This is a genomic window from Williamsia sp. (genome assembly GCF_036566845.1).
Classification (GTDB): domain Bacteria; phylum Actinomycetota; class Actinomycetes; order Mycobacteriales; family Mycobacteriaceae; genus Williamsia.
In genome coordinates, this window is sequence record NZ_DATCVM010000261.1 from 17,982 (window position 1) to 29,385 (window position 11,404).

Here is an 11,404-nt window from a genome sequence, read left to right on the forward strand (position 1 = left end):
TAAATCACGTTGGAGATTCGTCCTACTCGCCAGCGACAACGCTCCGCCCTTTTCAGCGGATCGTCCATGTCCGCGGCTTCCCGTTTGGACTTGACTGGTGGAACAGCGCACGGGTGGAAGTACCTGCGCTCCAAGGGGACAAGAGGAGAGACCATGAACGCTCGGCGTCCGGAAACGGGTTATCGCGCAACAGGAATCGACCTCGCAGGTGTGTCGAAGAAGTTCGCCATGAAACGCCGCCAGGTCACCGCACTCGACAACGTGAGCCTCCAGACCGCCCGCGGCAGTTTCGTTTCGTTGCTAGGGCCCTCGGGTTGCGGCAAATCAACCATTCTTCGTCTGCTCGCCGATCTCGAGCAGCCGACCACCGGTTCGATACTCGTCGACGGCCGGACACCAAACGACCTTCGCAGCGAACACGTTCTGGGTGTTGCGTTTCAGGACTCAGCGCTGCTGCCCTGGCGGAGCGTCGAAGCGAATATCCGGGTCCCGCTCGAGGCCGCGGGAAAACCGGTGTCCCACAGCGATGTCGCCGACCTGATCAAACTTGTCGGGCTCGACGGATTCGAAGCCGCGAAGCCCGGTCAACTCTCCGGAGGCATGCGGCAACGGGTGTCGATAGCTCGTGCGCTGATCCTGAAACCTCTGGTACTCCTACTCGACGAACCGTTCGGTGCACTCGACGACATGACGCGGCAACGTCTCAACACCGAGCTCATGCGCATCTGGACCGAACGGCCTGCCACCACCTTGATGGTGACCCACGGGATCTCCGAGGCCATCTACCTCTCTGACCGGGTTGCCGTGATGTCGGCGCGGCCTGGGCGGATCCAGCAGGTGATCGACGTCGATCTGCCACGCCCGCGAACCCCCGACATCATGCGGACCCCGGAGTTCCGAGGTTATGTCGAGCAGGCGTCCGACCTGCTGTTCACCCCGCCGGCCGAAGCAGCGGTCCGATGATCACCACACCCGCGATCACCACACCCACCCTGTCTGCCGACATGATGCGTCGCCTGCCGAAGGCCGAGGTTCACGTGCACCTCGAAGGCTGCTTCGACATCGCCGATCTGGTCCAGTCAGCGCACGCTGTCGGTGCGGACCTGCCCGGGCCGGCCGCCACATTGTTCGACACCTCGACCCATCACGTCGAACGCGATCCGGACGGTGCCGCCGTCAAAGGCATGGGTGTCGGCACTTTTCTCCAGTTCCTGGATTGGGAAGGTTCACTGGTCCGTACCCATGAACACCTGGTGAGTACGGCATATCGTGCTTGCGCTCGCGAGAGTGCGTCGGGTGTCCACTACGCGGACATCATCGTCAACCCCACTCACTGGGCCAGTTGGAAGGGACGTCTCACCGACTTCACCAGAGCCATCGCCGAAGGGTTCGACGAAGCCGCGCGCGACGGTCTGTGCGAGGCCAACCTCTGCGTCTCACTGCTGCGCCAGCAGTCCGGCGACTCGGCGCTCGAGGTTGTCAGAGAGATGATCGCGGCGCGTGTTCCGCGGGTCGTCGCACTCTCCATCGACGGCGACGAAACCCATGCCGGCGATACAAACGCGAAGTTCGCGCCTGCCTTCACGCTCGCCCGCGACGCCGGATTCCGGCGCACCGTGCACACCGGCGAGTCGAGTGGTCCGGAAAGTGTCTGGGGTGCAATCGATCTGCTCCACGCCGAGCGAATAGACCATGGCGTTCGCTCCATCGAGGATCCCCGACTCGTCGACGTCCTCGCCGAACGTCAGATCCCGCTCGGCATGTGTCCTCGCTCCAACGTCGAAGGATTGAAGATCTACCCGTCACTGGACGTGCACCCCATCGAGCCCCTGCGCCGGGCCGGGGTCAAGGTCTCGATCAACACCGACGACCCCGCGCCGATGAGTGTTCGTATCGAAGACGACTACGCCGACTGTGCGCGCACGTTCGGGTGGGATCTCGCCACGGTGAAAACCCTTGCCGCAACCTCCATCCACGCGTCCTTCGCAAGCGATGAGATCAAAACGCGTATGCTCACCGACCTCCATGCGTTCGAAGGCTGAGGCGCCATGTCAGCGACAGTGATCGCACCACACTCACCTCGACTGAACCTGACGGCAGCCTTCGCAAGGGTGAATTTCCTGGCCCTCGGAAGCGTTGTCACCCTGGTGCTCGCCTGGCAATTGCTTGCAGAAACCGCATTCCGTGATGTCTACGCCATCGCGGCCCCCGTGGACATCCTGGTCACGGCGGTCAAGGATTTCGATTTCATCTGGCCGAACCTGCTCACCACCGCCGGTGAGGCAGGCTGGGGTTGGCTGCTCGGGAATGTGGTCGCCGTGACCCTCGCGGCCCTCTCGCTGATCCTGCCCTGGACCCAGGCTGTGGTGATGAGGGTGGGTGTCATCGCCTATTGCCTTCCCATCGTGGCTATTTCACCCATTCTGGTTGCGGTGACCAGCCGGTACATGTCCGTGGTGCTCATCTCCGCGCAAGGGGTCTTCTTCACCACCTTGGTCGGAGCCGTACTCGGACTACACAGCGCATCGGCCACCCGCGTCGATGTCATCCGTGCCGCCGGCGGTGGGCGCGGAACCGTTCTCAGGATGGTGCAGATCCGATCTGCCGTACCCGCCCTGTTCGCGGCGCTACGCGTTGCCGCACCGCTGGCGGTTCTGGGCGCGATGATCGGCGAATACCTCGGTGCAGACAAGGGTCTCGGCGTCGCGATGGTCTATTCACAGCAGTCACTCAATGTCGACCGCACCTGGGCCCTCGCGCTGTACGCCGCGCTGCTGGCCGCTGTTGCCTACGGTCTCACCGTGCTCGCCGAAAAGGCCGTCTACACCTGGCGGGATCAAGAGACCGTCTCCGACATCTCCGTCGCCTCCGCGCCGCAGGTGACCAGATCGCGAAACATGGTCGGCGTCGCGACCCAGTTCGCGGTGACACTGCTGTTGGTCTTCGGTGGCTGGTACCTGATCGCCCGGTCCGTGGATCCATACTTCGGTAAGACTCCGGTCGATGTCTGGAACTACCTGACCTCTGGGCGCGACCTGTCGGACATGTGGGCGGCGTTGCGGCTCACCATCGTTCACACGGTTGTCGGATTCGCCAGCGGTCTGGGCCTGGCCCTGCTCGGTGCGGTGACAGTGGTCTTGTCCCGTACCGCGGAGTCGATCATCATGCCGATCGCCATGTCCATCCGCACCGTTCCGCTGGTCGCGATGACACCACTCATCGCGCTGATCTTCGGCCGTGGGTTTCTCACCCTGATCGTGGTGTCCGGCGTTGTCACGTTCTTTCCCGCGCTGGTGACGATCGTCGGAGGCATCCGGTCCGTCCCACCGAGTGCCTGTGAGGTGGTGACGGTGTCGGGCGGTGGACCGGTCAAGGTCCTGCGGATCGTGCAGCTACCTGCCGCGTTGCCGTCGTTCTTCGCCGCGGCCCGGGTCACCGCGCCGCTCGCCATGACCGGTGCACTCCTGTGCGAATGGCTCGCCACCGGCGACGGCGCGGGTTTCATGATGCTCAGAGCCGGTGTGACCGGCAACTATTCACTGATGTGGTCGCTGGTCGCCCTCGTCACACTCTCCGCGGCAGCCTTGTATGGCATCGCGGCCATCCTCGAAGGCACGATCGGTCGCATCCGTAGCTGACCGATCCCGGCTCGCTTGTCCCTCATCCTTCCGTCTCCCCCGGTCCCACTCTTCTCACAACCAGGAGTTCTCCTATGTCGACATCACCGTTGTCCGCACCGATCAGCCGCCGGTCACTCTTTCGCGCCGGGCTCGGCGTCGGTGCCACCGCCCTGGTCGGTATCCCGATCCTCGCCGCCTGCGGTTCGGATTCCGCGGCATCCGACGACGGAACGGTGTCAGCCCAAACCGGTTGGGTACCAACGGTCGAGCAGGCCGGAACCTACGTGGCCGCGACGAATGGGTACTTCACGTCACGAGGCATCAACGTCGACATCCTGGCCGGCGGACCCAACACGGCCGTCGATACGGTTGTCGTGTCGGGCAAAGCCGCACTCGGAAACGGCAATGCCGACGCCGTCGCCGAAATGATCACCAACGGAGCAGACGTCAAGGTCATCGGCAGCCGGTTCCAGCGCAGCCCGTTCTGCGTCTACTCCCTCTCCGACAAGGCTGTCACCGACCCCACACAGATGGTCGGGAAGAAGATCGGAGTCGCAGCGCAGAACGAGGCCCCGTTCCGGGTCCTGTGTGCCATCAACAACGTCGACGTCGACGACTTGACGATCGTTCCCGTGCAATTCGATCCGGCACCCACGGCAAACGGTGAAGTGGACGCCCAGGTCGGGTTCCTCATCGACCAACCAGCAACATTGCGGGCTCAGGGCCTCGACGTGAACACCATTCTGTTCTCGGACTTCGGGTACAACGTCTTCTCGAGCGTCTGGTTCGCAACAACCGAGACCATCGAGACGCGCCCCGACATGCTTGTGTCATTTCTCGGCGGCGAGCGGCAGGGATGGCAGGAGAATCTCAAGGATCCGGCCCTCGGCGCGCGTCTCGCGGTCGATGTGTACGGCAAGAACACCGGACTCGACCTCGCACAGCAGACCCTCGCCTCCCAGAGCATCGAATCCCTGATGGTCACACCCGAGGTCCCGGCCGCGGACATCTTGACCATGACGGACGCCCAGATCTCCAGCAACATCGCGACTCTCAAGTCGGTCGGACTCGACATCTCTGCCGAGCAACTGTTCGACACCAGCATCCTGGCGCAGCTGTGACCGTCGACAGCGATGCCGTGACATCGACGGTGCGGATCAGTGACTTCGTCCTCGGACTACCCAAGTGTGAGATGCACCTGCATCTGGACGGGACCCTCGAGCCGTCCATGAAACTCGACCTGGCACGCCGCAACAACATCGAGATCCCGCAGTCGACCACAGCGCAGATCCGCGAGAGCTTCCGCTTCCACGACCTCCCCACGTTCCTCGCCGTCCACTACTCGAACATGAACGTGCTGTGGACAAGTCGCGACTATGAGGACCTCGCGTATTCCTATCTGCAGATCTCAGCGCAGCAGAACGTTCGTCACACCGAGATGTTCTTCGACCCACAGCTTCACACAAGCCGTGGCGTCCCGTTCCCGGACATCGTCAACGGGTATCGCCGCGCGATAGTCCGGGCCAGAATCGATTTCGGCATGTCCGCCGAACTCATCATGTGCTTCCTGAGGGACTACACCGCCGAATACGCGATGGCGACGCTCATGGAAGCGCTGCCCTACAAGGACTGGATCATCGGTGTCGGACTCGACTCGGACGAGCTGGACCACCCGCCCGCGGAGTTCTCGGAGGTGTTCGCGCGGGCACGGTCCGAGGGATTCCTGGTCACCATGCACTGCGATGTCGACCAGGTCGATTCAGCCGAACACATCCGGCAGGCGATCGCAGATCTGCACAGCAACCGGATCGACCACGGTCTCAATGTTCTCGATGATCCCGACCTGGTCATCGCTGCCCGCGAGAAGGGGCTCGGGTTCACCGTCTGTCCGCTGGGATACGGCACCCATCCCTGCGGCATGGCACCGGAACTCGAACGGATACACGCCATGCTCGAAGCCGGCCTCAAGGTCTCGGTGGGCTCCGATGATCCACCCTACTTCGGTGGGTACCTCGCCGAGAACCTACAGGCGTGCATCGACGTCGGTGGTTTCACCGAGGCCGAATTGGTCACCATCTCACGGAATGCCTTCGAAACCGCATGGGTCAGTGAACGACGGCGAGTCGAGCTCCTCGAGGAACTCGACGACTATGCACGCCGGCACGGACTTCCAGCGTGAACGCCCAGTGCTCCGACCTGGACGCGACCGCGGTGCTGTCGGCGTTCGAAGCGGGCGAGGCGACCGCACGAAGCGTGATGGATGCAGCGCTCGCCTGCATCGAAGCTGATGCTTCACAGGTGAACTCGGTCATCAGGCTGAACCCGTCGGCAACCCGGGAGGCCGACGACGTCGACCGTCGCAGACGCGCCGGCGAGCGATTGCCGCCGCTTGCGGGGCTACCCATCACGATCAAGGATGCGTTCGACGTCGAGGGCATGATCAGTGGCCACGGATGCGTCGACGAAGAGCATCTGGCGGTCGCCGACGCGCCGTCGGTACTATCGCTGAGGAAGTCCGGGGCGATCATCGTCGGCAAGACCAATGTGCCCACCAGACTTGCCGATTGGCAGTCGAGCTCGCCGCACTTCGGACATTCCCGCAACCCGTGGGACCCCGGTCGCACCAGCGGAGGGTCATCGTCCGGCGCCGCCGCGGTCGCATGCGGTCAGTCGTATGTCGACCTGGGAAGCGATATGAGCGGCTCTGTCCGGGTGCCGGCCTCCTGGTGTGGCACCTACGCACTCCGCCCGAGCCACGGAATCATCTCCAAACGCGGGCATCTGCCCTGGCCCCCGGAACTGCGACTCGAACCACCCGCCTCGACGGTGGGCCTGACAACCCGGTCCGCCCGCGACTTGTCGATCGTGTTCGAGGCCCTCGCCGGTGACGCACGCGGTACCGGACACCTGGCCACCAGGGCACAAGCACCCGAAACATCTCCGGCGACGCTGCGTTTCGGGGTCTGGCTGCCCACAGCATGGCCGCAGTTGTCCGGCACCGTGCGTGCGGTGATCGAAGCCTTCGTCGACAGAGTCACGGCGTCTGGTTACCCGGTCCGCCCCGTCGAACCGCCCCGGTCGACCTCGGCAGAGGTGGGGTTGTACCAACGGTTGACCGCCGCCGAGATCGCCCATGGAGGTGGCGACACCACCCCGACCGAGCCCCTGCTCGCGTTGCTCGAAGATCAGGCGGACGTCGCCGCGCGGTGGGACCACGAGATCTTCGGGCAGGTCGACATCCTGATCGCACCGGCGACTCCGATTGTGGCGCCCCACCTCTCGGATGTTCCCCAGTCGCAACGCTCCATCGACCTCGACGGTGTCGCCAGGCCGGCATCGGAGTTGCTGACCTGGTCTGTGATCACGTCGGTGGCGCAGTGCCCGAGTGTTGTTGTGCCCGCCGGCCCGGAGTCGGTCACCGGCCTCCCCGTCGGTGTCCAGCTGATGGCCCGGCGTGGCCACGACCGGACCGCGATGTCGGCAGCGATCGCCCTCGAAGACCTCGGCGTCACACGGTTCGCCGCGCCACCCACATACACACAACTTTTGCCTACAAGGAGTCCCGCATGATCGAACAGGCCGACATCGCGATCACCGGAACCACCATCATCATGCCGGACGGTCGAGAGCCCCTGCTCGATCACACGGTTCTGGTGTCTGATGGTCTCATCCGGGATCTGGTTCCGGCGTCGACGCCGATTGAGGCATCGAGAGTGATCAACGGGACCCATTCGGCGGTGCTGCCCGGAATGGTCAACGCGCACACCCATATCGCGTCGAACATGCTGCTACGCGGGCTGCTGGAGGACACCGAACTGTTCGCGTGGCTCGACACCATGTGGCGCCTGAAGCAGAACTTCGACCACGACACCCTCTACTGGGCGTCGATGTGCGGCCTGGTCGAGATGGCCAAGTCCGGAATCACCTGCTTCAACGAACATTTCGACGCCTACTCGGTAACACCCCAGGCACAAGCCCTCCGTGAAGTCGGCCTGCGCGCAACACTCGGCTACGGATTCGCCGACGGCGGCGTCTACCGGGATGTCGGCGCGTGGTCGTGGGCCGCGGTCGACGACTTCGACGCCGCCACGGCGCCGGTCGATGGTCTCACCGACGACCGGGTCCGGCTGGCACTCTCCCCTCATGCGCCGTACTCATGCAGCGGTCCACTCTGGCAGGCGATCCGCGGCCTCGCCGACGATCGGGCGTTGCCGATCCACACCCATATTGCAGAGGGTCTGAACGAAAGTGCCTACATGGCATCCACCTACGGACGCACCACCGTCGAATGGCTCGACGATCTCGGATTCCTCGGTCCGGACATCACCGCCGCGCATTGCACACAATTGACAGCCGGCGACATCGCATTGTTTGCAGAACACGGCGTCAAAGTCGCCCACTGCCCTTGCTGCAACGCGAAATTGGTGTCCGGCACCATGGATTTGAAACAGTTGTGGTCGGCGGGCGTCACAGTGGGTCTCGGCACCGACGGACCGGCCAGCCACAACACTTTGGACATGTTCCAGGAGATGAAGTTCGCCGCCATCACCCACAAACAGACCACCGCCGATCCCACATTCCTGACGACCCGCCAGGTGCTCGCCATGGCCACCCAACAGGCGGCAACCGCCATGCATCGACCCGAATTGGGCGCCATCCGGCCGGGTGCTCCGGCCGATCTCGTCGTTGTCGACCTCGACCGTCCGCATGTGGCACCGGTTTACGACGTCGAAGCCGCACTGGTCTACAGCACACGCGCCGAAGATGTCACCCACACCATCGTCGGAGGTGATCTTGTGCTCGACAACAGGGAGGTCGTCGGTGTCGATGAAGCACAGGTGGTGGCCAGGTTCCGGGAATGCGCTCTGCGCCTGCGAGATCGATCGCAGCCGACCGACAGAAAGCGGACCTATGTCTGACCCCCATGTTCACGACCTCGTCATCACCGACACCACCGTCATACCGGGAGACGGAACTGAGCCGATACCTCATGCGACTGTCGTGGTGGACAACGGGATCGTCGTCGCGGTGACCAGCGGACAGAGCGCTACTCCGGTTGTCGCGAGACGCGAAATCAACGGTTCACACTCGGCTGTCCTGCCGGGCTTTGTCGACTCCCACACCCACATCGCGTCAAACATGTTGCTCCGTGGGCTACTCGACGACCTAGTCGGTGTCGAACAGTTCACGTGGCTCGACAAGATGTGGTTGATGAAGGAGAACTTCGACCACGACACCCTGTACTGGGCGTCGATGTGCGGCCTGGTCGAGATGGCGAAGTCCGGAATCACCTGTTTCAACGAACATTTCGACGGCTACGCGGTCACCCCGCAGGTTCGCGCCCTTGAACAACTGAAGCTCCGGGCGACGCTGGGTTACGGATTCGCGGACGGCGGGACAGATCGGGTCAACGGCCTCTACGCCGGAATGGGACCGTGGTCATGGGCCGCCGTCGAGGACATGAACACCGCCCTCGCGGGCGCCCGCGGAATCGACGGAGACAGGGTACGACTGGCCCTCTCACCGCACGCTCCCTATTCGACGAGTCCCGAACTCTGGCAGGCAGTACGGGCCTGCGCAACCGACCTCGGACTCCCCATCCACACGCATGTCGCCGAAGGCCGGCGCGAGACCGAGTACATGGACCGCACTCACGGCGGCCGGACGACGATCGAATGGCTCGACGAACTCGGGATCCTCGGACCGGACGTCACCGCGGCACACTGCACCATGGTCAGCCCGACCGATATGGGCGTGATGGCCGCCCGAGGTGTGAAAGTGGCGCACTGCGCCATCAGCAATGCGAAAGGATGCTCCGGGACAATGGATCTGAGGGCACTGTGGGCCGCCGGTGTGCAGGTTGGAATCGCCACCGATGGCCCAGCCGGGCACAACACCCTCGACATGTTCCAGGAGATGAAGTTCGCCACCATCACCCAGAAACAGCTCACCGGAGATCCGACGTTCATGACCATGCGCGAAACCCTCGGGCTGGCCACCCACGGTTCGGCACAGGTGATGCATCGGGCCGAACTCGGCACAGTCACCGTCGGCTCTCCCGCCGACCTCACCGTCGTGAACCTCGATGTGGCGCACGTGGCACCGCTCTACAATGTCGAAGCCGCGCTCGTGTACAGCAGTCGTGCCGACGATGTCACACACACGATCGTGGGCGGTGAACTGATCGTCGACAACGGCGAGGTGGTCGGTGTCGACGAAGAAGAGGTAGTTGCCAAGTTCACCGAGCACGCACACGCGCTTCGCAGCCGGACCTTCTGACGTCGGGGCATCCCCGAGGTCGAGGGTGTAGTCCCAACGACCGACGTTTCCAAGGGATCGACCCCGCGTCCTCCAAGGCGATGACCGCATCGTCGGTGTCATGACAACAAACACACGCACGCACACCCCGGTGGTGAAACGCGCGACGCTGGCCGTCGTCTGCGTGACCACCGCGATGCTCATGCTCGACATCGCAGTCGTGAACACCGCTCTGCCCTCCATCGCCGTCGATCTCGACGCCGGTCTCGGCGCCCTGCAATGGGTGGTCGACGCCTACACGCTGGCGCTGGCGACTGTGGTGCTCAGCGCCGGATCCTGGGGTGACCGGCGCGGACGCCGTCACGTGTTCGTGATCGGCCTGATCTTGTTCACCCTCGCCTCGGTGATGTGTGCGGCCGCCCCGACCATCCTCACCCTCGACATCGCCCGGGCGGTCCAAGGTGTCGGCGGCGCAATCCTTTTCGCCTGTTCACTGGCACTACTGGCCGACGTGTTCGCGCCGGGCAAGGAGCGGGCCGGCGCGCTGGCGGCGTACGGCGCGACCATCGGCGGCGCGTTTGCGCTCGGCCCGCTGGTCGGTGGCGTCCTCACCGAATGGTTCGACTGGCGGGCGATCTTCCTCGTCAATCTCCCGATCGGGATCATCGCGTTGCTCGCCACACTCAAATGGGTCCCGGAGTCACGCGATCGAAACTACCGCCGTCTCGACATCGGCGGGCAGGTGCTCTCCTCGCTCGCCCTGGCCACGCTCGTCCTGGGACTGCTCCGGGGCAACGAGCACGGCTGGACGGAGACCATCACGCTGGTGTCGTTTGCGATCGCCACCGTATCCGGGGTGGCCTTCATCCTGGTCGAGATGCGGGTGAGCCAACCGATGTTGCCGCCGGAGATGTTCCGCAACCGGGTGTTCACCGGCGCCCAGATCGCAGCGTTCGCGATCTCGGTGTCGTTGTTCTCGGTGTTCCTCTACACAACGATCTACCTGCAGAGTGTGCTCGGACTGTCCCCGATCGAAGCGGGGCTGGTATATCTACCGGCCACCGTCGCCATGTTCATCGTCGCCGGTGCAACGGCGCAGATCGGCGAACGCGTACCGGACTGGATCATGCTGTCCGGGTCGCTGATGCTCGTCGGTGTGGGTCTGACGATGACCACGGTCGCCGACGTCGACAGCTCCAGGCCGGCAATCCTGCCGGGCATGGTCGTCGCGATGATCGGTGCCGGCATCTTCAACCCGGTGATGAGCCGACTGGTGCTCGACTCCAGTGCCGCAGAGCATTCCGGCCTCGCTGCCGGCATCAACGACGCGTTCCGGCAGACCGGCATCGCGGTCGGTGTGGCGGCACTCGGAGCTCTGCTCCCCGCAGAGTCGGTGTTCTCCGCCGACCCACACGACTTCGTCTCCGGCCTCGACAACGCACTGTGGGTCTCTGCCGCCGTCGCCTCGCTCGGAGCAGTGATCACCGCGTTCACCGTGCGGCAGTCCCGGCACAAGTCCGACAACA

At 64.0% G+C, this 11,404-nt stretch carries 9 protein-coding genes; all 9 read left to right on the plus strand.

Annotated elements, in window-relative coordinates; translation table 11 throughout:
- Positions 1–153 precede the first annotated feature (153 nt).
- Positions 154–963, plus strand: a complete 810-nt coding sequence (locus tag VIQ49_RS25075) for an ABC transporter ATP-binding protein (protein ID WP_331889296.1) — start codon at positions 154–156, stop codon at positions 961–963.
- Entirely contained in the window at positions 960–2,042 is a 1,083-nt protein-coding gene (gene add / locus VIQ49_RS25080; RefSeq protein ID WP_331889297.1) for an adenosine deaminase, read from the plus strand. Before VIQ49_RS25075 ends, add (VIQ49_RS25080) begins: the two co-directional genes overlap by 4 nt.
- Positions 2,043–2,111: 69 nt before the next feature.
- Positions 2,112–3,638, plus strand: a complete 1,527-nt coding sequence (locus VIQ49_RS25085; RefSeq protein WP_331889298.1) for an ABC transporter permease — start codon at positions 2,112–2,114, stop codon at positions 3,636–3,638.
- 74 nt (positions 3,639–3,712) lie between these two features.
- The gene (locus VIQ49_RS25090) at positions 3,713–4,741 is read left to right on the plus strand and encodes an ABC transporter substrate-binding protein (RefSeq protein ID WP_331889299.1); all 1,029 of its coding nucleotides are present in this window, start codon (positions 3,713–3,715) and stop codon (positions 4,739–4,741) included.
- Positions 4,738–5,799, plus strand: coding sequence for an adenosine deaminase (gene add / locus VIQ49_RS25095; protein WP_331889300.1), 1,062 nt, complete (start codon positions 4,738–4,740; stop codon positions 5,797–5,799). The genes VIQ49_RS25090 and add (VIQ49_RS25095) overlap by 4 nt, the downstream gene beginning before the upstream one ends.
- Entirely contained in the window at positions 5,796–7,190 is a 1,395-nt protein-coding gene (locus tag VIQ49_RS25100) for an amidase (RefSeq protein WP_331889301.1), read from the plus strand. The genes add (VIQ49_RS25095) and VIQ49_RS25100 overlap by 4 nt, the downstream gene beginning before the upstream one ends.
- Positions 7,187–8,539 (plus strand): amidohydrolase, encoded by a 1,353-nt coding sequence (locus VIQ49_RS25105; protein ID WP_331889302.1) that lies wholly within the window; start codon positions 7,187–7,189, stop codon positions 8,537–8,539. The genes VIQ49_RS25100 and VIQ49_RS25105 overlap by 4 nt, the downstream gene beginning before the upstream one ends.
- The gene (locus VIQ49_RS25110) at positions 8,532–9,899 is read left to right on the plus strand and encodes an amidohydrolase family protein (protein WP_331889303.1); all 1,368 of its coding nucleotides are present in this window, start codon (positions 8,532–8,534) and stop codon (positions 9,897–9,899) included. The genes VIQ49_RS25105 and VIQ49_RS25110 overlap by 8 nt, the downstream gene beginning before the upstream one ends.
- Positions 9,900–9,999: 100 nt before the next feature.
- On the plus strand, positions 10,000–11,404 hold a 1,405-nt coding region (locus VIQ49_RS25115), incomplete at its 3' end, for an MFS transporter (RefSeq protein WP_331889304.1).

Excerpts from the sequence above, each read along its gene's own strand:
- VIQ49_RS25075 (WP_331889296.1), top strand. The coding sequence starts at position 154 with ATGAACGCTCGGCGTCCGGAAACGGGTTATCGCGCAACAGGAATCGAC.
- add (WP_331889297.1), top strand. The coding sequence starts at position 960 with ATGATCACCACACCCGCGATCACCACACCCACCCTGTCTGCCGACATG.
- VIQ49_RS25090 (WP_331889299.1), top strand. The coding sequence starts at position 3,713 with ATGTCGACATCACCGTTGTCCGCACCGATCAGCCGCCGGTCACTCTTT.
- VIQ49_RS25105 (WP_331889302.1), top strand. The coding sequence starts at position 7,187 with ATGATCGAACAGGCCGACATCGCGATCACCGGAACCACCATCATCATG.
- VIQ49_RS25110 (WP_331889303.1), top strand. The coding sequence starts at position 8,532 with ATGTCTGACCCCCATGTTCACGACCTCGTCATCACCGACACCACCGTC.